The 22,024-nt window shown below is 70.4% G+C and carries 18 protein-coding genes; 11 read left to right on the top strand and 7 right to left on the bottom strand.

The features are described from left to right. Positions 1 to 4: 4 nt before the first annotated feature. Positions 5 to 1,369 carry a glycoside hydrolase domain-containing protein gene (locus OG905_RS29530; RefSeq protein WP_328678613.1) on the bottom strand — a complete coding sequence of 455 codons (1,365 nt, stop codon included), beginning with the start codon at positions 1,367 to 1,369 and terminating at the stop codon, positions 5 to 7. A gap of 186 nt (positions 1,370 to 1,555) precedes the next feature. After that, positions 1,556 to 1,795 (bottom strand): hypothetical protein, encoded by a 240-nt coding sequence (locus OG905_RS29525; RefSeq protein ID WP_443044092.1) that lies wholly within the window; start codon positions 1,793 to 1,795, stop codon positions 1,556 to 1,558. 181 nt (positions 1,796 to 1,976) lie between these two features. Here OG905_RS29525 and OG905_RS29520 point away from each other — a divergent pair, with 181 nt between their 5' ends. Next, positions 1,977 to 2,345, top strand: coding sequence for an arsenate reductase family protein (locus OG905_RS29520; RefSeq protein WP_328678611.1), 369 nt, complete (start codon positions 1,977 to 1,979; stop codon positions 2,343 to 2,345). 121 nt (positions 2,346 to 2,466) lie between these two features. Here the strand turns inward: OG905_RS29520 and OG905_RS29515 are convergent, their stop codons facing one another. Continuing rightward, a complete protein-coding gene (locus tag OG905_RS29515; protein ID WP_328678610.1) occupies positions 2,467 to 3,027 on the bottom strand; it encodes a DinB family protein in 561 nt (186 codons plus the stop codon). 651 nt (positions 3,028 to 3,678) lie between these two features. On the opposite strand from OG905_RS29515, the gene OG905_RS39230 reads away from it, so the two are divergent. Then, positions 3,679 to 4,269: a hypothetical protein gene (locus tag OG905_RS39230; protein WP_443044091.1), complete on the top strand. Its 591-nt coding sequence runs from the start codon at positions 3,679 to 3,681 to the stop codon at positions 4,267 to 4,269. 61 nt (positions 4,270 to 4,330) lie between these two features. On the opposite strand, the gene OG905_RS29500 is transcribed toward OG905_RS39230, so the two are convergent. Further along, positions 4,331 to 5,239, bottom strand: a complete 909-nt coding sequence (locus tag OG905_RS29500) for a Gfo/Idh/MocA family protein (protein ID WP_328678609.1) — start codon at positions 5,237 to 5,239, stop codon at positions 4,331 to 4,333. Between the two features lie 282 nt (positions 5,240 to 5,521). On the opposite strand from OG905_RS29500, the gene glnII reads away from it, so the two are divergent. The 3 genes from glnII to OG905_RS29480 all read left to right on the top strand — a co-directional run bounded on the left by glnII (position 5,522) and on the right by OG905_RS29480 (position 8,544). Then, positions 5,522 to 6,541, top strand: coding sequence for a glutamine synthetase (gene glnII / locus OG905_RS29495; protein ID WP_328678608.1), 1,020 nt, complete (start codon positions 5,522 to 5,524; stop codon positions 6,539 to 6,541). Between the two features lie 359 nt (positions 6,542 to 6,900). Further along, positions 6,901 to 7,458, top strand: coding sequence for a winged helix-turn-helix domain-containing protein (locus tag OG905_RS29485; RefSeq protein WP_328678606.1), 558 nt, complete (start codon positions 6,901 to 6,903; stop codon positions 7,456 to 7,458). 87 nt (positions 7,459 to 7,545) lie between these two features. Beyond that, complete coding sequence (locus OG905_RS29480; RefSeq protein ID WP_328678605.1) at positions 7,546 to 8,544, top strand: SDR family oxidoreductase; 999 nt, start codon at positions 7,546 to 7,548, stop codon at positions 8,542 to 8,544. Positions 8,545 to 8,775: 231 nt separating this feature from the next. On the opposite strand, the gene OG905_RS29475 is transcribed toward OG905_RS29480, so the two are convergent. Further along, positions 8,776 to 10,905, bottom strand: a complete 2,130-nt coding sequence (locus OG905_RS29475) for an MMPL family transporter (RefSeq protein WP_328678604.1) — start codon at positions 10,903 to 10,905, stop codon at positions 8,776 to 8,778. 216 nt (positions 10,906 to 11,121) lie between these two features. Here OG905_RS29475 and OG905_RS29470 point away from each other — a divergent pair, with 216 nt between their 5' ends. Next, entirely contained in the window at positions 11,122 to 12,390 is a 1,269-nt protein-coding gene (locus tag OG905_RS29470; protein WP_328678603.1) for a sensor histidine kinase, read from the top strand. Next, a complete protein-coding gene (locus OG905_RS29465) occupies positions 12,375 to 13,022 on the top strand; it encodes a response regulator transcription factor (protein ID WP_328678602.1) in 648 nt (215 codons plus the stop codon). Before OG905_RS29470 ends, OG905_RS29465 begins: the two co-directional genes overlap by 16 nt. 23 nt (positions 13,023 to 13,045) lie before the next feature. Here the strand turns inward: OG905_RS29465 and OG905_RS29460 are convergent, their stop codons facing one another. Further along, positions 13,046 to 13,579 (bottom strand): GNAT family N-acetyltransferase, encoded by a 534-nt coding sequence (locus OG905_RS29460; protein ID WP_328678601.1) that lies wholly within the window; start codon positions 13,577 to 13,579, stop codon positions 13,046 to 13,048. 198 nt (positions 13,580 to 13,777) lie between these two features. On the opposite strand from OG905_RS29460, the gene OG905_RS29455 reads away from it, so the two are divergent. Beyond that, positions 13,778 to 15,337: a DUF1996 domain-containing protein gene (locus OG905_RS29455; RefSeq protein ID WP_328678600.1), complete on the top strand. Its 1,560-nt coding sequence runs from the start codon at positions 13,778 to 13,780 to the stop codon at positions 15,335 to 15,337. 72 nt (positions 15,338 to 15,409) lie between these two features. Here the strand turns inward: OG905_RS29455 and OG905_RS29450 are convergent, their stop codons facing one another. Beyond that, positions 15,410 to 15,898, bottom strand: a complete 489-nt coding sequence (locus OG905_RS29450) for a hypothetical protein (RefSeq protein ID WP_328678599.1) — start codon at positions 15,896 to 15,898, stop codon at positions 15,410 to 15,412. Positions 15,899 to 16,000: 102 nt separating this feature from the next. Between OG905_RS29450 and OG905_RS29445 the strand changes: the two genes are divergently transcribed. The 3 genes from OG905_RS29445 to OG905_RS29435 all read left to right on the top strand — a co-directional run bounded on the left by OG905_RS29445 (position 16,001) and on the right by OG905_RS29435 (position 21,984). Beyond that, positions 16,001 to 19,063, top strand: coding sequence for an alpha-N-acetylglucosaminidase (locus tag OG905_RS29445; RefSeq protein ID WP_328678598.1), 3,063 nt, complete (start codon positions 16,001 to 16,003; stop codon positions 19,061 to 19,063). Between the two features lie 68 nt (positions 19,064 to 19,131). Beyond that, complete coding sequence (locus OG905_RS29440; RefSeq protein WP_328678597.1) at positions 19,132 to 19,926, top strand: tyrosine-protein phosphatase; 795 nt, start codon at positions 19,132 to 19,134, stop codon at positions 19,924 to 19,926. A 75-nt stretch (positions 19,927 to 20,001) separates the two neighbouring features. Continuing rightward, positions 20,002 to 21,984 (top strand): hypothetical protein, encoded by a 1,983-nt coding sequence (locus OG905_RS29435; RefSeq protein WP_328678596.1) that lies wholly within the window; start codon positions 20,002 to 20,004, stop codon positions 21,982 to 21,984. Positions 21,985 to 22,024 lie beyond the last annotated feature (40 nt).

Genomic DNA, 22,024 nt, shown 5'->3' with positions numbered 1-22,024 from the left:
TCATTCAGCAGCGGGGAGCCGGTTTGCTGTAGGTCGTGTTGCTGGGGGTCGCCACGTAGTAGTCCGTGACGTAGCGGGTGTTGTCGAGGCGGTCCCATATCTTCGTCGTGCCGACCGCCGAGCCCGACTTCTGGCAGACCACCCACGCCAGCGCCCCGTTGGGGGACGTGCCACCTATGGAGGACGAGGTGCCGGGGCCCGTGTGTTCGGCGACGGTCGCGCTGGTCTGGTAGGGGTACGTACAGCGCGGCAGCGGGGCACTGTAGGTGGTGTTGGACGGGGTGCTGACGTAGTAGTCGGTGACGTACGTGCCGTCCGTGAGCTTGTCCCATATGGCCGTGGTGCCGACCGCGGAACCCGGGGCCTGGCACGCCACCTTGACCGCGGAATTGGGCGCGTACGTCTTCGCGACGGGGTAGCTCGTCGAGGGGCCGGTGCGGGCGTTGAGCGTGGTGGCGCTCGTCGCCGTGTAGGTGTACGCCACGGTGGCGACCGGCGCGTCGAGCCTGTCGGTGTCGATGTTGAGGGTGACGCCGCCGTAGGTCTCGTCGTGGTCGCCCTTGAACTGCTTGGCCCGCTGGTGCACCGCCCACTTGGAGTCGGCGATGTTGGTCCAGCCCTTGAGCGAGTCGACCGAGTCGAAGCGGGCGATCCACAGTGCGTCGGGGCGGGCGTAGGAGGTGGAGGTGTACACGTCGGAGAGCTGCTGCGCGCCCAGGTTGAGGTTCATGTACACGCCCGAGACATAGCCGAGCCGGTGCAGCTCCTTCGTCCAGCCGGAGAGGAACGCCAGCACGCCGGTCCGGCAGGTGGCGTCGGTCTGCGAGTAGGCCTCGATGTCGTTGTAGAACGCGCTGCCGGGCTGCATGCCGAGCGCCTTGCCCTTGGCGACGGCGTCGCCGGCCGCGGCCGTGCCCTGGCCCTTGGCGGTCGTGGCGGCCCGGCTGATCTTCGCGTCGGTGGGCCTGCCGCCGCACGGCGGTTGCAGGCCCTTGTAAATGGGCAGCAGGCGCCACTTCAGCGCGGACACGGACGAGACCCACGACGCGGTCAGTTGCGGCTGGGCGCAGGTGCGGGTGATGCCCCCGATGTACACCCCGACGGCGCGGTACGGCGAGGCGCCCCACGCCTGGATCGCCGACAGCGGTGGCGCCGTACAGGTGTCGAAGGCGAGTCCGGAGTAGCGGGTCGCGCTCGCCCCCGCGGCATACGCGACCGAGGTGGCCGGTTCGGCCGCGGCGGGCGGGGCGAAGGTGAGGGCGGAGCCGGCGCTCAGTACGCCGGCGGCCGTGAACACGAGGAAACTGCGGCGGATACGGCGGATACCGCCGTTACCGCGGAGACGAAGGCCGTGGTGCGGATGCGACATGACTGCCCCCGGAGCGACTCGGACCGTGAGACCAGAATGCGCTGTTCTGCGCCGATCGGACCCTGCGACACCGGGGTTTTGTTGAAGGCAACCTGCCGCCGCCCCGCCACTGTCACCCAGGAGCGACGGGTGACAGCGGCGGGACGGCATGCCTCGGTCGGCGAACTCGTCAGCGCCCGCAGCGGATCAGCGGCCGTAACGGATCAGCGCCCGCACCATCCGGCACGTCGTGTCCGACGGCGGGTGGATTCCGATGCTCTCCGCAGTCGCACGTATCGTGCGGTTGTCCGCCGTCGCCGGGTGATAGACCCCCGAGTCGAGCAGGGCGATCGCCAGGCGCATGGCTTTGAGTCGGCGGTTGTGCGAGACGTACCACTCGCGCGGCTGTCCGGCCGGGAGCGGCTTCTTCTTCAGCGGCTGGTACATGGACGAGGACAGAGACGCGGACACGGACACGGGCTTCGAAATGAGTGTGGCAACGGCCATCGGCAACCTCCTGGCGCGGTGGCGGGACCATCCCGAACTACTGTTCAGTCTACTGGCTACCACTGACAATCCGCCCTGGCCAGGCGGTGTTTGAGGGGCGCGTGAGCGGTACCGTGGCGGCATGGAGATCTGGATCAACCCCGCCTGTTCCAAGTGCCGCAGTGCCGTCGATCTGCTCGACGGCGAGGGCGCGTCGTACACCGTCCGGCGCTATCTGGAGGACGTGCCGAGCGAGGAGGAGATACGGGCCGTACTCGCGCGGCTCGGGCTTGAGCCGTGGGACATCACGCGGACGCAGGAAGCCGTGGCGAAGGAGCTCGGGCTCAAGGAGTGGGCACGGGACGAGGGTTCCCGGGACCGGTGGGTCACCGCGCTCGCGCAGCACCCGAAGCTGATTCAGCGGCCGATCATCACCGCGGACGACGGGACGGCGGTCGTGGGGCGTACGGACGAGGCGGTACGGGACGCGCTCGGCCGGTCCTCGCAGTAGCTCGGACCGGTACGAGCTCACAGCGGCACGGAGTACCAGCGGCGGTGCGTCAGCGGCTCGACAAGCAGGACGCCCGCCGCAGCCGCGACCCCGGCCGCCGGGAATGAGCCCCCGGCCCTCGTCACTGGCCCACCCGTCCGTCGATGCACTCGCGCAACAGGTCGGCGTGCCCGCAGTGACGGGCGTACTCCTCGACCCTGTGCACCATCAGCTCCCGAACCGCGATCCCGTCCTTCCCCACACGCTCGCTCAGATCCGGGTGCTCGGCCAGCGCCGCGTCGGTCGCGGCCTGCTCGCGCGCCAGAGCGGAGTACGCAGCGTCGACCACGGCCTGCTCGGCGACAGCTCCGCCGAAGTCCGCGCCACCCTCGCCGTACACCTTCGGCAGCGGATCACCGTCGCTGATCCAGTTGCGCCAGTCCCGTTCCACCTCGACGAGGTGCCGAAGCAGGCCGAGCAGCGACATCGTCGACGGCGGAACCGACCGACGGGCCAGTTGCTCCGCATCCAGGCCCTCGCACTTCATCCGCAGGGTCATGCGGTAGTTCGTCAGGAAGTCCTGCAGCGTCGCGAGCTCGCCCTCCGGACTGACTCCTTCGCTGTCGCGGGGGTCGTCGTCCGGGTCAGCCCACATGTCGGGGTAGATGGTTGCGCGGCTCCATCGTGCGGGTTGGTCAGTCATGCGTTCCATGGTCGTCCGTGAGGGCTCAAGCTCGCTAGTGAGTTTTGGTCCGGACGAGCGGGTGTGCGCGGTCGTTCCAGCTGTCGATGAACGCGCGGAGGAGTCACCCCCAGAACCCTCTGAGCTGCGCCAACCTTAAGAAAAGTTAAGGAAGTTGTGGGTGGGAGGGCTGAGAAACACGCGGTGCCTACTCGTACGTAACGGCACACGGAACCGACCCGACAGGAGTCCCACGTGTCGCGCAAGAAGACCCTCAGCGCCAAGAAGAAGATCGCTCTGCTCGTCGGCGCCGCCGCGGTAGTCGGCGGTACGGCAGTGGCCATGACCGGCACCAGCAACGCGTCGGTGGCCTGCGACGGACTGACCCAGGCCCTGAACAACAACGAGAGCTTCATCGCCGGCCAGCGTGCCAATCCGGACGCGCAGTCCGAGGCCCGGATCGCGAACCGGCAGGCGGTCATCGAGGAGATCAAGCGGAAGCAGGCGGCTTCCGGGTGCGAGGTGGGAGGCGGGGGAGGTGAGGCCGCTCAGCCGCCCGCGGGAGAGCAGGGCGGCGACCAGAACGGCGACCAGGGCGGAAACCAGGCCGGCGACCAGAACGGCGGCGGACAGGCCAACGGCGAAGTCGTCTGCGCCGGGTCGACCGTCACCCTGTCCGGCGAAGGCGGCGCACCCGCCGCCTCCAGCAACCAGTTCCCGATCGGCACCACCCTCAAGGTGACCAACCTCGACAACAACAAGGCCACCACGGTCAAGGTCACTTCGACGTCCGGCAGCTGCGCCCTGCTGAACAACGCGGCCTTCGAGCAGGTCCGCGAGCCCGGCAAGAACCTCATCCGCAAGGCCAGGATCGAGAAGATCGGGAACGGCGACCAGGCCGGCAATCAGGGCGGCGACCAGGCCGGCGACCAGAACGCCGGTCAGAACGCCGGTCAGAACGGCGACCAGGGCGGAAACCAGGCCGGCGACCAGAACGGCGGCGGACAGGCCAACGGCGAAGTCGTCTGCGCCGGGTCGACCGTCACCCTGTCCGGCGAAGGCGGCGCACCCGCCGCCTCCAGCAACCAGTTCCCGGTCGGCACCAGCCTCAAGGTGACCAACCTCGACAACAACAAGTCGACGACGGTCAAGGTCACTTCCGCGTCCGGCAGCTGCGCCCTGCTGAACAACGCGGCCTTCGAGCAGGTCCGCGAGCCCGGCAAGTTCCTGATCCGCAAGGCCAGGATCGAGCGCGTCGGCTGACCCTGACGGTCGTCAACGGGAATCCCAGGACGGTGCCGAACCCCCTACGGCACCGTCCTGGTCACCGATCGAGCAGGAGCTCCGCCTCCGCCAGGATCTGAGTCACCCGCAGCCCGAACCGTACGTCGCAGTCGTGCGCCCGCCCCGTACGCACCGACTCCAGCAGCGCGTCCACCGCCGCCTCGAACGAACGCACCGCATCTCCCCACACCGGCAGTTGGACCGTTCCCCGTTCGCCGACGAGCTCGATGCGCACGCCCGACGCCCTCACCGGCGCGCTCAGGCCCAGCGTCGCCGTGCTCGACGCCCCCGACGTGTGCCGCAGCACCAGATGCACGGTGTCCTTGGGCCCGCGCGCCGCGGTCACCTCCGTCACATCGCCGAGTGCCGGGATCAGTACGGAGAGCACATGCGGGCCGACGTCCCACAGTCCGCCCTTCTCACGCCGCCACGGCGAGGCGGCGTACGGGCTGTCTCCACCCGGCGCGTACAGCGAGCCGAGCCACTGCGCATGAGCCGTGAACCAGCCGCCCGCCGCCACCTGTTCGGCGATCCAGGCCGCCGTGCCGGCGGCGAAGCGCAAGGTACAGAAGACCACCGAAGCGACCCCGGCGCGCTCGGCCGCCCGTGCCGCCTCGCTCGCCGCCGCCACACTCGTGGCGACCGGCTTGTCCAGCAGAAGATGGCAGCCCGCCGCTGCGGCACGGGCCGCGAGCGGTGCCTGGATGTCCGGCGGCAGCGCGAAGGCGACCGCGTCACTGGCGGCGAGGAGGGCGTCCACGCCGTCGTCACCGGAGAAGGCGGCGGTACCGTGCGCGCCGGCCAGGGAGGCGGCCGCCTCGGGCCGTCTGGCCCACACCCCGGTGAAGTCGACCTGCGGGTGCGCGGCGAGCGCGGGAGCCTGGGTGCGCTCCGCCCAGGGGCCGGCGCCGATGAGTCCGATACGCAGCTGCTTCGCGGGCTTCGTCATGCGGCTCAGTCTGCCCGTGAACGCCGCAGGCCCCCTCGATCCCGACGGAGGCCGTGTCCCACCGAACCCTTGTATACGACATGGACGCTGCTCAAGCAGGGGGCCAGGCTGGTGGCCGGAGACTGAATCCGCAGGTGAAGGAGGGGGAAGAGGGGGCTCACGCGAAGCCGGGCCGGGTCACCGGTCCGGCGTAACGTGGGGTTCACAAACGGGCAACGGACGGGAAATCCCGTATTGCGAAGCTGCGCGACATACCGCTGCACCCGCAAAGGATGAGGCCCCGTGACCTTCAAGGCTGAGTACATCTGGATCGACGGCACCGAGCCGACCGCCAAGCTTCGCTCGAAGACGAAGATCCTTAACGACGGCGCCGAGCTGCCCATCTGGGGCTTCGACGGATCCAGCACCAACCAGGCCGAGGGCCACGCCTCCGACCGGGTGCTCAAGCCGGTCTTCTCCTGCCCGGACCCGATCCGCGGCGGCGACGACGTCCTTGTGATGTGCGAGGTCCTCAACACGGACATGACGCCGCACGAGTCCAACACGCGTGCAGCGCTCGCCGAGGTGGCCCAGAAGTTCGCCGCCCAGGAGCCGATCTTCGGCATCGAGCAGGAGTACACCTTCTTCAAGGGCTCCCGTCCGCTCGGTTTCCCCGAGAGCGGCTTCCCGGCCGCGCAGGGCGGCTACTACTGCGGTGTCGGCGCGGACGAGATCTTCGGCCGTGACATCGTCGAGGCGCACCTGGAGAACTGCCTCAAGGCGGGTCTGGGCATCTCCGGCATCAACGCCGAGGTCATGCCGGGCCAGTGGGAGTTCCAGGTCGGGCCGCTCTCCCCGCTGGAGGTCTCCGACCAGCTGTGGGTGGCCCGCTGGCTCCTCTACCGCACCGCCGAGGACTTCGAGGTCTCCGCGACCCTCGACCCCAAGCCGGTCAAGGGCGACTGGAACGGCGCGGGCGCGCACACCAACTTCTCGACCAAGGCGATGCGCGAGGGCTACGACGCGATCATCACCGCCTGCGAGTCGCTGGGCGAGGGCTCCAAGCCGCTCGACCACGTCAAGAACTACGGCGCGGGCATCGACGACCGTCTGACCGGCCTGCACGAGACCGCCCCGTGGAACGAGTACAGCTACGGCGTCTCGGACCGCGGCGCCTCGGTCCGTATCCCGTGGCAGGTCGAGCAGGACGGCAAGGGCTACATCGAGGACCGCCGCCCGAACGCCAACGTCGACCCCTACGTCGTCACGCAACTGATCGTCGACACCTGCTGCACCGCGCTGGAGAAGGCCGGCCAGGTCTGATCCCGCCGCCATGCCGCGTTCACAAGGGCGTCCACCGGTCCGACCGGTGGGCGCCCTTCGGCGTGCCTCACGCAGAGGGAGTGCAAGGGCCGTATCAAGGAACGGAAGCCGAGTGCTGCCGCACCATGTCATCTGCTTCAATGGGCACATGGCCAGCCACCAGCACACCGCGACAGGTCGCACCGACCTCGAGCCGTTCTGGCCTTCCCGGCAGCACCACGACTTCGACCGGGTGTGTTGCCGCGCGGTGAACGCGCAGGCCCTCTAAAGCCGCTCACCCCGGTCTTCGGCCAGCGCGCACGACGTACGTCCGTCCTCTCGACTCGACGACTTCCTCCGCGCGAAAGAGCTGACCTCTCATGGCGAACTCCCGTTCCATCTCCGCCGTCCCCACCACTACCCTGCCCCCCGAGGGCCGTCACCGACTGCGTGCCGTCGAACGCGACGAGGTCGTCGCACCGGCCGCCCTCGTCGATGTCGCCGACTTCCTGCCGCCGGGTGCCACCTGGCTGCCCGCGCCGCCGCACACCCTGCCCACTCTTCCGGGCCGGCCGCCGATGGTCGGCTATCTCGTCCTCGTACCGGCCGATCAGCAGCCGCAGCGGGAGCAGGAGCAGGAGCCCGGCGAGCAGGGTGACGGTCCCGTACGGATCGACGCCACGCAGCGCACCGCCCTCGTGGACGGGCAGGCGCTGGATCTGACCTACCTCGAGTTCGAACTGCTCGCGCATCTGGTCGCGCACCCCCACCGGGTGCACACGCGCGACCAGTTGGTGACCACGGTGTGGGGCTACGGGCATGTGGGCGACGGCCGGACCGTCGACGTCCATGTGGCCCGGCTGCGCCGGAAGCTGGGCGCCGAGCACCGCCGTACGATCCAGACCGTGCGGCGGGTCGGCTACAAGTACACGCCGTAACCCACGCGCCGCAGCCCGTCGCCCCGGTGTTTCCCTGGCAGCGGAATCCCTGTGCCGACGGCCGTCCCACCAGGCAGAGTCGCCGGTATGAGACTTCTGATTCTGGGGGGCACGGCGTTCGTCGGCCGTGCGGTGGTCGAGTCGGCGCTGGCCCGCGGCTGGGAGGTCACGGTCTTCCATCGCGGGCGGCACGAAGCACCGGCCGGTGCGGCCACGTTGCTCGGCGACCGCACGGCTCCTGACGGCCTGGCGGCGCTCGCCGAGGGCGAGTGGGACGTCGTCGTCGACACCTGGTCGGCGGCGCCGTCCGCCGTACGGGACGCGGCCCGGCTGCTCGCGGGGCGCGTCGGTCGTTATGTCTATGTGTCGAGCGCTTCCGTGTACGCCTGGCCGCCGGCGGCCGGTTACGACGAGACCAGCCCGGTGGTCGAGAGCTCGGCCGACGCGGGCGACGTGCCGTACGCGGAGGCCAAGCGGGGCGGCGAGCTGGCCGCGGTCCGGTCCTTCGGCGAGGACCGCGCGCTGCTGGTCCGCGCGGGCCTGATCATCGGGCCCGGGGAGAACATCGGCCGCCTGCCGTGGTGGCTGGGCCGGATCGCCCGCGGCGGCCCGGTCCTCACACCGGGACCGCGGGACACACCGCTGCAGTACATCGACGTACGCGACCTGGCGGACTGGATGCTCCAGGCGGCCGAGCGAGGGCTGAGCGGTCCGTACAACCTGGTGAGCGAGCAGGGGCACACGACGATCGGGGAACTGCTGGAGGCGTGCGGGCGGGCGACGGGGTTGGTGCCCGAGCTCCGGTGGACCCCGGCCGAGGCGATCCTCGCGGCGGGCATCCAGCCCTGGACGGACCTGCCGATCTGGATCCCCCAGGCCGAACAGCCCGAGCTCTACAACGCGGTGCACGGCGTCGGCGTCGCGAAGGCGGTGGGGGCGGGACTGAGGTGTCGGCCGGTCGGCGAGACGGTGGCGGACACGTGGGCGTGGCTCCGGTCGATCGGGGGGAGGGCGCCGCAGCGGGGGGACCGGCCGGTGGTGGGGCTGTCGCGGGAGCTGGAGGCGGAGGTTCTGGGCGGCGCGTGACGCTGCGCCTGCGGCGGGGCTGTTCCCCACCCCGCCCCTTCCCGTAACCGGGGACGCTGCCCCCGGACCCCCGCGCCTCAATCGCCGGCGGGGCTGAATGTGCGGCCGAAGGTTGCATAAGGGGGTCTGGGGGCTTGCCCCCAGTTCGGGATGGGGGTACCTCCCACGGCCGCCAGGCCGTAGGGGGAGGGCGGGTAGGGGAACAAACCCCCCGGCCCGCGCCACGATCGCCTAGCCCACCGGCACCGCATTGCCCGCCCGGGACGACCCCGCCGTATCCACCTCGCCGTGGTCCACCCGCGGCAGCCACCCCAGCCCCCTCGGCGTGCGCCAGTTCCGTTCGCCCAGCAGGGCCATCGCCGACGGCAGCAGCACCATCCGTACGATCGTCGCGTCCAGCAGCACCGCCACCGCCAGGCCCACGCCCATCTGCTGCATGTCCTGCATGGACAGCGTCGCGAAGACCGCGAACACCGCGACCATGATCGCCGCCGCGCCCGTCACCGCGCCCGCCGTGCGGCGGATGCCCTCGTGGATCGCGTCCCGCGTCGACGCGCCGCGGTCACGCGCCTCGCGGATCCGGGAGACCACGAAGACGTGGTAGTCCATGGACAGCCCGAACAGCACCACCAGGACGAACAGCGGCATCCAGCCCTCGATCGCGCCGACCGCCTCCGTGCCCAGCGCGGACGCGCCCCAGCCGTGCTGGAAGACCGCGACCATGACGCCGTACGCCGCCGCCACCGAGAGCAGGTTGAGCAGGATCGACGTGACGGCGATGACGTACGAGCGGAAGCAGAACAGCATCAGCAGGAACGTCACGGCCGTGATGAACGCGAGGACCGGCACGATGCCCCGCTTCAGCTGGTCGTTGAAGTCGACCGACGAGGCGAGCTCACCGCCGACATAGGCCTGCGCCCCGGTGCCGTCGAAAGCCTCGGGGACCGTCGTGTCGCGTAGCTGGGCCAGCGCGTCCTTGCCGGTCAGCGGCACCTCGATCTCCGCGATGTTCTGCGCCGGGTGAAGGGTGACCTTGTCGAACGTCGCCAGCGCCCCCCGCACACGCTCCGAGCCGATGTCGTCCGCCTTGACGACCACCCGCGCCGGCTCGGGCCCGCCCGGGAAGGCCTCCGTGATCTTCTTGTACGCCACCGACAGCGCCGCGTCCGAGCCGAACTGCTTCTCCATTCCCAGCTGTTCGGTCTTCATCCCCAGCGCCGGTGCCGCGAGCGCCAGCAGCACGGCCACCGCGCCGAAGGCGAAGAGTTTCGGCCTGGCGAGTACGGGGCGCAGCACCGCCCCCGCCACGGAGCCGCTCGCGTGCGCGCCCTTCTTGGTGCGGCGGTTCAGGAACGGGATCCGGCCCGCGTCGATCCGGTCCCCCAGCCAGGCCAGCAGCGCGGGCAGCACGGTCACCGAACCGAGCATCGCGATGAACACGACGAGGACAGTGGCGAGTGCGAAGCCCTTGAAGAGCATCAGCCCGGACAGGAACATCCCGGCCATCGCGAGCATCACGGTCACACCGGAGACCAGGACGGCCCGGCCGCTGGTCGCGGCCGCGATCCGCAGCGCGGTCTCGGCGTCGTGGCCCGCGGCCCGCTCGTCGCGCTCGCGCCGCAGGTAGAAGAGGCAGTAGTCGACGCCGACAGCGAGGCCCATCAGGAACATCACGGAGTAGGTCGTCTGGAACAGATGCAGCTGGTGGCTGGCGAGCGAGAGCAGGCCGAAGGCCGCCATGCACGCGGTCAGTGCGAGGCCGACCGGCAGCAGCGCGGCGACGACCGCGCCGAAGGCGACGAGCAGAATGCCGAGCGCCAGCGGCACCGCGGTGAACTCGGCCTGCTGGAAGTCATCGGAGAGCAGGTCCCCGAGCCACTTCTCCGAGCTGGCCTGCCCGAACTGGTGCACTTCGACGCCCTGTTGGGCCATGCCGGTGTCCCGTACGGCATCGAGCACCGGCTGAACCCGGTCCGCCGCCGTCTTGGAGTCGCCCTTGATCTCGAAGCGGATCAGCGCTTCCCTGCCGTTCTTCGAGGCGAGCGGCGGCTGGACCTTCTGTGCCTCGCCGGTCTTCTCGATCGCCGCCGCGAGTTCGCGCGCCGCGTCCTTCCAGCCGCCGGCCGTCCTGCTGCTGACCAGCACCAGCTCACCGGCCGGCTGGTCCAGGCCCGCGTCGTCGAGGATCTTCTGGGCCCGCGCGGAGTCGCCTGTGCCCTGTTCGGACTCGGACATCTCGACCATCCCCGTTGCCCCGCCGACAACCGCGGCGAGGACGACGAAGAGCAGCCAGCCGATGATCGCCGTTTTGCGATGGTGTGCGCTCCACACACCCATACGTGCCGCGAGGTTACGCCTCATGGCTTCTGCCCCCAGAGGTAAGCGCCGAACAAGTCGACTACGACGCTAGAAATCCGCGGGCCCGCGCCCCAGCCGTCAGAACCCCCTCTCGTGGAGACGAAAGGCGAGCTCAGAGGGGTGGTGCCAGGTACACCCCCATCCGGGGGCGAAGCCCAGTGCCGTCGGCCACGGGCTGCCTCCAGACTGGTGTCCGAGACCGATCAACGAGGGGAACCCATGAAGGCGACGAAGGCACGTGACGCGGTGGTGGCCGGCGCACAGGGCCTGGCCCTGACACTGATGGGGCTGATCGGATCGATCACCCTCTTCGTCCTGTCGGTGGTCTCCATCGCCCTGATCCCCATCGGCGTGGGTGTCCTCACCACTCCCGCCGTACTGACCCTGGTGCGGGCCCACGCCAACCAGCGGCGGCTGCTGGCGGCCCGGTGGTCCTCGCTGCGCGTCCCCGTCCCGTACCGCCCCTTCCCGCGCGACCTGCGCAGCGGCGTCATCGGGCAGGTCGAGCGCTGCACGCTGATGCTGAAGGACCCGGCGACCTGGCGGGACATGCAGTGGCTGCTCGTGGACATGACGGCGGGGGCCATCGTCGCGATCCTCCCGCCGTTTTGGGTGCTGGACGGCATCTTCGGCCTGCTGCTGCTGGCGGGTCTGTGGCAGCCGATCGTCAGCGCGAGCGGCACCTACTGGTACTCGTTCATCCCGGTCACCAGCTGGGGCACAGCCGGCCTGGCCGCTCTGCTCGGACTTGTCTGGCTGGCCCTCGCCATGAGAGTCAACCAGCCGCTGATCCGCGCCCACTTCAGGCTGACCCGCGCGATGCTCGCCCCGAACCACGAGATGGAGCTGGAGCAGCGCATCGACCGGCTCACCGAGACCCGGCACGACGCCCTGGACACCTCCGCGGCCGAACTGCGCCGTATCGAGCGGGATCTGCACGACGGGGCGCAGGCCCGGCTGGTCGCGATGGGCATGAACCTCGGCACGATCGAGGCACTCATCGAGAAGGACCCGGCGCAGGCCAAGGAGCTCATCTCCAAGGCCCGCGAGTCCTCCGCCGAGGCGCTGACCGAACTGCGCGACCTGGTACGCGGCATCCACCCGCCGGTCCTTGCGGAGCGCGGGCTCGGTGACGCGGTCAAGGCTCTGGCGCTGCGGCTCCCGGTGAACACCGAGGTGGACGTGGAGCTGCCCGGCCGCGCCGACGCCCCGGTCGAGTCGGCCGCGTACTTCGCCGTCAGCGAGACCCTCACCAACGCGGTCAAGCACGCGGGGGCCGACCGGATCTGGGTCGACCTGACGTACTCGGGCGGCTCGCTGCGGATCGCGGTGACGGACAACGGCAAGGGCGGCGCGACGATCGGGACCGGATCAGGACTCAGCGGCATCGAACGCCGGCTCGGTACATTCGACGGCGTACTGGCCGTCAGCAGCCCTGCGGGCGGCCCCACCATGGTCACCATGGAGATCCCTTGCGAGTTGTTCTAGCCGAAGATCTGTTCCTGCTGCGCGACGGACTGGTCCGCATGCTGGAGGCGTACGACTTCGAGATCCTGGCGGCCGTGGAGAGCGGGCCCGAACTGACCAAGGCCCTTGCGGAGTTGGAGCCGGACGTGGCCGTCGTCGACGTCCGGCTGCCGCCCTCGCACACGGACGAGGGCCTGCAGTGCGCGCTGGCGGCGCGGCGGGCCCGGCCGGGACTGCCGGTGCTCGTGCTGTCACAGCATGTGGAGCAGCTGTACGCGCGCGAGCTGCTGGCCGACGGCAACGGCGGGGTCGGCTATCTCCTCAAGGACCGGGTCTTCGACGTGGAGCAGTTCATCGACGCGGTACGGCGGGTGGCGGCCGGCGGGACGGCGATGGATCCGCAGGTGATCTCCCAGCTGCTGTCGCGGCGGTCCCAGGACAAGCCGATGGGCGGACTGACCCCGCGTGAGCTGGAGGTCATCGAGCTGATGGCGCAGGGCCGTTCCAATGCGGCGATCGCCTCACAGCTGGTCGTCACGGAGCGCGCGGTGGCCAAGCACACGTCCAACATCTTCGCGAAGCTGGACCTGCCGGTGTCGGACGACGACAACCGGCGGGTGCTCGCGGTGCTGGCGTATCTCGACCGAGGCTAGGGCCTGGACAAGGACACAGCCCGTCAGGCCTCGTACTCGGTGAGGTCGATCGCGTAGACGTGCAGCGGGAAGCCGTACTCGGGGTGCGTCGTCTCGTGGTCCAGCTCCATGCCGAGCTTGCGCATCACGTTCTCCGACGCGTCGTTGCCCAGCCGCGCGATGCTGATCACCCGGTCCAGGCCCCGGTCCCTGAGCGCGAACTCCAGTGTGGCGGCGGCCGCTTCGGAGGCGTACCCCTGGCCCCAGTACGGGCTGCCGAGCCGCCAGCCGATCTCCACCGCGGGCAGTACCTCGGGCAGGAAGGTGGGCACGGACAGGCCGACGAAGCCCGCCAGTTCGCCCGAGGCGAGCAGTTCGACGGCGAAGAGTCCGAAGCCCTCCTCGTCCCACTCCTCCTCCCAGCGCTCGATGTCCTCGGCGGTCTGCTCCGCATCACGTACGGAGCCGTCTCCGATCCACTGCATGACCTGCGGGTCCGCGTTGATTTCGGCCATGGGGGCGAGGTCGTCCTCGCGCCAGCGGCGCAGCAGGAGCCTGGGGGTGTGGATCTCGGTCATGCGCCCCATCCTGCCATCCCGGCCGCCGTCCGACTTCGGCGCAATCCACCGGGTTTGCTTCTGGAGAATTCTACGAATTCCTGCTTCAAACCAGCTCGGCTTGAACACCCCATGAGCCCCACCCGTATGGATGGTCGCGCTTCTCCCTCAGTCGGGACCCCCTTATACCCACACCCGACGACGAAGCAGAGGAGTTCCATGGGACGCACAAGAAAACGCTCGACGCTGGCGAACCGGGCGATCGTTGCCTCCGCCGCATTGATCCTGGGCGGGGGTGGGCTGGTCGGCGTCAATGTGTACGCATCCGCGGGCGAAGGCTGGTCCTGGTCCGGTCAGGGAAACGAGCAGACGCAGACGAAGAACGCCGGAGCTGAGATCTCCACGATCGACTGCCCCGAGGTCGCGAACGATATCCGCGAGGTGCCCGACCAGGCACGCCCGGAGGTCGACGGCGAGCTGGCGAAGATGGACAGCCAGATCACCGACGCGTACAAGCAGTTCGCAGACCAGAAGGAGGAGATCGAACGGGATCCACAGCTGGCTCAGAACGCCATTCTGAATCCGCTGAAGGACAAGCGGACGGCGAGCATCGAGCGTATTTCCATCGCGATCGGCCGGTCCGGTCAGCCGCCCCAGGGACTTGACTCCCTCGCTCAGTGCAGCCTGCGCGCCGACGACAACGCCGACAACCAGGACGGCCAGAACGGCGACCAGAACGGTGACCAGAACAACGGCGACGGTCAGAACGACAACGGCCAGGACGGCGGTCAGAATGGTGACCAAAATGGCGGCCAGGACGACAATCAGGGCAATGACCAGGGCAATGACGGTGGTCAGGGCAACGATCAGGGCAACGGCAACGGACAGGGCGGCAATGGCCCCGAAGCAGCCGACTTCGTAGACATCCAGTCCGTCCAGCCCAACGTCCAGCAGCCGCGGCAGCGCCGCGGCGGCTCCAGGGGTTCGTTCGTCACCGAGTGCGGAAAGAACGAGAACGGCAAGTTCAATCCGGACAATGTCATCGTCGCCCCTGGTGTGAGCAATGGCGCGCACCATATGCACGACTACGTCGGCAATCAGGCCAATGACGCTTTTGCCAGCGACGACGATCTCGCAAACGGGGACACCAGTTGCCAGAATCAGGGCGACAAGTCCACGTACTACTGGCCCGTGCTGCGTCTGCAGAACGGACAGAACGAGAACGACGCCGATGCGGACGGCGGCGGCAAGGACCAGAACGTCGGAGAGATCCAGACTCCGTCCGAGGTCACGCTGAATTTCGTCGGCAACCCGGTCAGCAAGGTGACCGCGATGCCCCGCTTCCTGCGCATCATCACCGGTGACGCCAAGGCATTCGTCAACGGCGACGCGAACGCGAACGCTTCCTGGAGCTGCACCGGTTTCGAGGACCGTCAGCTGAAGGACAAGTACCCGATCTGCCCCCAGGGCAGCCAGGTGGTGCGGTCGTTCAAGTTCCAGAGCTGCTGGGACGGTCAGAACACCGACAGTGCCAATCACCGCACCCATGTGGCGTTCGCGGACGCCAATGGCAACTGCGGCAATGGATTCAAGGCGATTCCGCAGCTGGTCCAGCGGATCGTCTACGACGTCCCGCCGGGTCCCGGTTTCGCGGTCGACTCCTTCCCCGAGCAGCTGCACAAGCCGGTCACGGACCACGGTGACTTCATCAACGTCTTCGACGAGAACCTGATGAACAAGGTGGTGAACTGCATCAACAACGGCCAGAAGTGCCAGTGACCCACTGACACGATCGCCTGAAACGGCCGGATCGGCTCCTCTGGGAATGGGAGCCGATCCGGTCGTTTTCTGTCAGCTCCCGTGGTGTCCCGAGTGGCCGCCCTCGCTCCCGGCACTGTCACCGGTGCTCCCGGAGTGGTGCTCCGAGCCGGTCTCCACCGTCCCGCCGAGCCGGCCGCGCAGCGCGGTCACCACCTTGGCGTCGCCGACCGCGACCCACCTGCGGCCCACCAGATACGAGCCGCCGTAGTCATTGGCCGCGTTGATCCATTCGCGCTGGCCCCGGTCGGTGGCGAAGGTGGCCAGCACATACTTGCCGTCGCCGGTCGTGCAGTTGGCCTGCCGCAGCTCGGCCGCGTCCGTCTGGATGTTCGGCTTGCACTGCGCCTGCTGGGCCAGCTGCTCCAGGGTGCCGGTCGCCGTCTTGGGGGCCTTGTCGCCGTCCCCGCCACGCCCGTCGCCGTCGTCGCCCGATCCGCAGGCCGCGGCAAGGGTCAGTGCCAGAATTGCCAGTGCTGCGCGGGCCGTCCGCCTCGCGCCCGTGTTCGTACTCGTCCGCATCCGGCCATCGTGCCTTGTCGGCCGCCTTTCGCGCCGCCGAACTCCCGGTAACCTGCGCGACGCACGCACCTGTTGTGACGGGAGCAACATGGAGGAGCACCGATGGCCGAGTTGTCGAGACGTACCGTACTGGGCACCGCGGGAGCGATCGGCTTAGGTGCGGCACTCGCCGGGCACACCTCGGCGGCCGCCGCGCCCGCGGCGCCGTTCGCCACCTCGCCCGCCCGGGAGGCGCTCGGGCGCCTGCTGCCCCGGCACGCCGGCCAGTTCAGGCTGCGGGAGCTGGAGGGGCCCGAGCGCTTCCGCGTCACCGGCTCCCGGGGCCGTATCGAGGTCGAGGGCACCAGTGCGGCCGTACTGCTCACCGGGGTGCACTGGTACCTCAAGTACGTCTGCCGGGCGCACATCTCCTGGTCGGGCAGTCAGCTCGACCTGCCGGCGCTGCTGCCCGCGCCGCGCACGGCACTGGAGCGCTCCGCGACCGTCCCGCACCGGTTCGCGTACAACGACACGCACGACGGCTACACCGCGCCGTACGCGGACTGGGCCCGCTGGGAGCGCCTGCTCGACATCCTCGCCCTGCACGGCTGCAACGAAGTCCTGGTCACACCCGGCCAGGAGGCCGTCTACCACCGCCTCCTGATGGACTTCGGATACTCCGACACCGAGGCCCGCACCTGGCTGCCGGCGCCCTCGCACCAGCCGTGGTGGCTGCTGCAGAACATGAGCGGCTACGGCGGCCCGCTCTCCCCCGAGCTCATCGGCCGACGCGCCGACCTCGGCAGACGCATCACCGACCGGATGCGCCAGCTCGGGATGCACCCGGTCCTGCCCGGCTACTTCGGCACGGTCCCGGACGGCTTCACCGCCCGCAATCCCGGTGCCCGTGTCATCCCCCAGGGCACCTGGAACGGGCTGCGCCGACCCGACTGGCTGGACCCGCGCACCCAGAGCTTCTCCGACGTCGCCGCGGCCTTCTACCGGCACCAGGGGGAACTGTTCGGCGAGACCTTCCACTTCAAGATGGATCTGCTGCACGAGGGCGGCACACCGGGAGACGTCCCGGTCGCCGATGCCGCCCGTGCGGTCGAGACCTCGCTGCAGACCGCCCGGCCCGGCGCCACCTGGGTGATCCTCGGCTGGCAGGCCAATCCGCGCCCGGCGCTGCTCGATGCCATCGACACCGACCGGGTGCTGATCGTGGACGGGCTCTCCGATCTGGACACGGTCACCGACCGGGAGAAGGAGTGGGGCGGGGCTCCGTACGCCTTCGGCACCATCCCGAACTTCGGCGGGCGTACGACCATCGGCGCGAACACCGACCGCTGGACGGCCAAGTTCACGGCCTGGCGCGACAAGCCGGGCAGCGCGCTGGCCGGAACCGCGTACATGCCGGAGGCCGCCGAGCGCGACCCGGCCGCGCTGGAGCTGTTCAGCGAGCTCGCCTGGCGCGAGGAGACGATCGACCGGGACGCGTGGTTCGAGGAGTACGCCGAGATCCGCTACGGCGGCGAGGACGGTTCGGCGCGTGCCGCCTTCGCCGCGCTCGCCGCGACGGCGTACAAGCTCACCAGCACCGACGGGCGGCCCTACGACTCGCTGTTCTGCCGCCGCCCCGGCATGACCTCTTCGATCGGCACCGCCTTCGATCCGGCGGGCTTCGACCGGGCGTTCGCGGCGCTGCTCGGCGTACGGCCCTCGCTGCGGGACAGTGACGCCTACCGGCACGATGTGACCGACCTGGCCCGCCAGGCACTCGCCAACCGCTCCCGCACGCTTCAGCTTCCGCTGCGGGCCGCCTACCAGAACAAGGACGTGGACACCTTCCGCGCCGTCTCGGCGCTGTGGCTGAGACTCATGCGGCTGAGCGACACGATGGCGGGCTGTCACCGCTCCTTCCTGCTCGGCCCCTGGCTGGAGGACGCCAAACGGCTGGCCACCGGCGCGGACGAGGCGGTCGAGCTGGAGCGCACGGCCCGGGCACTGATCACCACCTGGGCGGACCGGGCCGCGGCCAATCAGCTCAGCAACTACGCCAACCGCGACTGGCACGGGCTGATCAACGACGTCCATCTGCCGCAGTGGGAGGCCTATCTGGAGGAGCTGGCCACCGCCCTGGCCGAGGGCCGCGCCCCCACGCCCTTCGACTGGTATCCGGCCGAGGAGGCCTGGACGAAGGACCGGCGCGCCTATCCGGTGCGGGCCACGGGTGACGCGTACCGCACCGCCCGCAGGGTTTACGACACCCTCGCCACCGCCCCCTACCAGGGCTACGTCGACGTCACCGTGAAGCCGCCCGCCTTCACGCCCGGCAGCACCGGCACCGTCACGGCCGCCTTCCGCAACCTCAACGGGCTGCGCTCCACCGGCCGCGTCGACTTCGAGCTGACCGGCCTGGACGCCGAGCCGCAGGGCGACCCTTTCCTGGACAGTGTCCCGGCGGGCGGCACCGGCACGGTCTCCTGGCAGGTGACGGCCCCGGCCGATCCGATCGACGAGCCGTTGCGCGCGATGCCGTACGCGCTGCGCACGCAGTACGGGCCGCGCGGCGAGGAGCGCGTGACCGTCCCCCAGCAGGGCTCGCTCTTCCTCGCATCGCCGCTGGATGCCGCGTGGCGTACGTACACGAGCAACGCGGCCGTCTTCGGGCAGGCCGGCGACCGGTTCGCGATCAACGGCGGGGGCACCGACCTGTGGCGGGGCACCACCCACTTCGGCACCGCCTTTCGCGAGGGCGGTCTGACGGTGGGCGCGAGCGTCGAGCTGCGGGTGGACTCCCAGGAGAACACGAGCAGTTGGGCCCGGGCGGGCATCGTCGTCCGCAACGGCCTCGCGCGGCCGGGCGACGCCGGTTTCCTGAATCTGGCCGCCACACCGGGGCAGGGCGTCGTCCTGTCGTACGACACGAACGGCGACGGCACCCTCGACACGTACAAACGCATCCTCGGCGTCAAGGCCCCGGTGCTGCTCCGGCTGACCCGCGACGCCGGGACCTCCTTCACCGGCTCCTGCTCGACGGACGGCGGCGCCACCTGGCGCTCGGTCGCCACGGTGTCCGTCCCGGGAGCCGCGGACGTCCAGGACGTGGGACTTTTCATGAGCGCGGCCAACGGCGGCGGCGGAGCGCGGGGCACGGTCCACTTCAGCGGGTGGTCGGTCACATAGGTTGTTTACATCGATAAAGCCCCTTTCCGATCCTTTCGGGGCCTGTCCGAGCCAGGGAGCCGCCCGCCATGACCGCGATCCCCGCCACCACCGTCGCCAATCTCCGCGACCTCGGAGGCACGCCCCTGCCCGCGGGCCATGCCGTGCGCTCCGGTCTGCTCTTCCGCTCCGGGCAGCTCGACCGGCTCGATCCCACAGCCGATCCGGTCGTCGCCGCCCTCGGGATCCGTACGATCGTCGACTTCCGCACGCAGGCCGAACGCCTCGCCCGCCCGGACCGCATCCCCGCCGGCGGCCGACTGCTCCTCGCCGACGTGCTCGCCGACCGGGTCTCCTCCGGGCTGTTGCCGGCCGCCGCGAAGCTCAAGCAGGTGCTGGCCGATCCGGTCCTCGCCGAGCGGGAGTTGGGCGGCGGCCGGGCCCAGCAGATGTTCGCCGACACCTATCGCGGCTTCGTCACCGCCGACTCGGCGCGCGCCGCCTACCGCGCCTTCCTGACCGAGGTCGCGGACCCCGATGCGGGCCCGCTGCTCTTCCACTGCACGGCGGGCAAGGACCGTACCGGCTGGGCCGCGACGATCGTCCTCACCCTGCTCGGCGCGCCGCCCGAGGCGGTGGAGGCGGAGTATCTCGCCGTCAATCCGGCGGTACGGCAGGCCTTCGCACCGCTCATCGAAGGCTTCATCGCACAGGGCGGCGACCCCGAGACCGCCCTCGCGGTCATCGGCGTCGTGCCCGAGTATCTGGCGGCCGCACTGGACGAGGTCGAGGCCCGCTACGGCACGATGGAGAAATACGTGGTCGAAGGGCTCGGCGTGCCGGTCCAGGCGATCGAGCACATCCACGAACGGCTGGCCGGCTGACAGGACCTTGAGATCGGTGCGCCCCGATCGGGGGGCGGCGGGTGACCATAGGACCATTCGCTCGTTCTGCTGAACGTGCGCCCACAGGATGTCGTCAACACCCCTGCCCCGTCCGCTCCCGCTCCCGTTCCCGACCCCGGCCCGGTCGCGGTCGAGCAGGCCGAGGCGGCCCTCGTCGAGCACTACACCCGGCTCGTACGGATCGCGTATCTCGTACTGCCCCCCACCCTCGGCCGCAATCGCCGCGTCCTCACCGCGCATGCTCTCGTGCAGCGCTCCCTGCCGCGCGGCCGCACCACACCGGCGGGCGCCGCCGACCCCGCGGACTCCATCCCCGGCTCGCGCCGGGCGCCCGGCGACGCCGACCCCGGCTATGTGTACGTACGGGGACGGGTGCTCCGCCAGGCCCTGGACGCCGGGCTCCCGCTGAAGCGGCTCGCCCGGCCCAGGCGCGCCCAGCTCCCGCCGCTGCTGCCCCATGTGTGGGGTCTGCGGGTCTTCCCCCGCTCCGGCGGAGCCGACGAACTCGCCCTGGACCAGCACCTGTCCGCGCTCTCCGGGCCCGCCCGCGCTGCCTATGTCCTGCGCGGCCTGGAGGAGATGGCCGACACCGACGTACGTCATGTGCTCAGCGTCGCCGGGGTGGCGGACCCGCATGCCGCGCTGGCCGAGGCGGACGGGATGGAGGCCGCGGTGGGGGCGGGAGCGGCCGCGCTGCTCGAATCCGCCGAGTTCGATCCGTGTTCGCTCCAGGCCCGCCCCACCGATCTGATGCGGCGCCGCCAGCACGTCAAGGCGGCCCTGGTCGCGGCCGCGGCACTCGCGGTGTGCGGGGCACTGCTCGGGCTGCCGGGCGACGGCTGGGGTCCCGACGGAGCGGCCGCGCCGCCCTATGCCCGCAATCCCACCGCCGAAACCGCCCTGGACCCGGCCAAGTTGATCCGCGTCTCCCCCGCGGAATGGCTGCAGTCCTCCCGTACGGACTTCTCCGTCTGGCCGACCCGTGGCGGCCTCACCGATGACGCGGCACTGCTGCGCCGGGCGCTCGCCGTGTGGGCGCGGCCCGGCAGCACGGTCCAGGTCTCCGCGACCCCCGGCACACCGCCGGGGCCGCCGATGGGTTCGCCGCAGTTGCTGTACGCGGGCGAGGTCGACCAGGCGAACGTGGTGCTGCTGCACGACGGGCTGCGGGTGGTCCGCTACGCCGAGCCGAAGGACGGCGGCGGGGGCGTGGCGCTCGACTTCGCCCGCACGGACGCCGCGGACGCTGCTTCGTCGGGGGCGCTGGTGGCGGGCCGTACCGAGAGCAACGTCCGCTATCTGACGGCGCCCTGGGTGCGGGCGACGTCCGTACGGGACCTGCTCGACCCGGCGGGCGCGGCGCGGCCGCTGACCCGGGGCCCGGACGGGGTCACCTCACCGCTGCCGAGCCCGGCGCAGGCCAGGGACTGCAAGACCTGGGACGTGCTGGAGCTTGTGGACGGCACGGCCGAGCGGCTGCTGACCGACCTCGGCGAACTGACCCCGGCCCGGCTCACCTCGGGCCCCCCGTCGGCGCCGCGGGACGTCGCCGGGAAAACAGCTCGGGCCTCGTGGGCCCGTACGGCCTGTCTGCTGCCCGGGGTGCGGGCGCACGGTGTACGCAGCGTCAACTCATGGACGTACGCGGAGCAGACCCTGCCCGAGTCGAACGGCAGGGCGGCGTGGCTGTGCACACGGGCGGAGACCTGGCGGGGCACGGGGAGCCGGGTGATGGCCCAGTTCCAGGCCCCCGGTGCGCAGGCGGGCGCACCCGGCGCGATCGCGGCGCGTTCCGAGGACTCGCCGTCCTGCGGGGTGCGTGACCCGCAGGTCCTGGCGGGCGTCCTGTGGAAGTCCCGAGGGGGCCGCTGGTACGTGCTCGCGGCGGGCAGCGACCAATTCAGGTCGCTGACCACATCGGGCGGGGTCGACGGCAGCGCGCGCGGCAATGTGCTGGCGGTCCCGGCGAAGGAGGGGGCGCGGGCGGAGCTCAACGGCCGCCTGGGCGACGGGAGTCGCGTGGGCGCCCTGCACTAGGGCCTGTCGTTTGGATCAGGCCGGATCAGTGAGCGGGGTC

This window comes from Streptomyces sp. NBC_00322 (assembly GCF_036147535.1).
Classification (GTDB): Bacteria; Actinomycetota; Actinomycetes; order Streptomycetales; family Streptomycetaceae; genus Streptomyces.
Note: the sequence above shows the minus strand (reverse complement) of the source record. Positions and strands in the feature narration are given on the sequence as shown.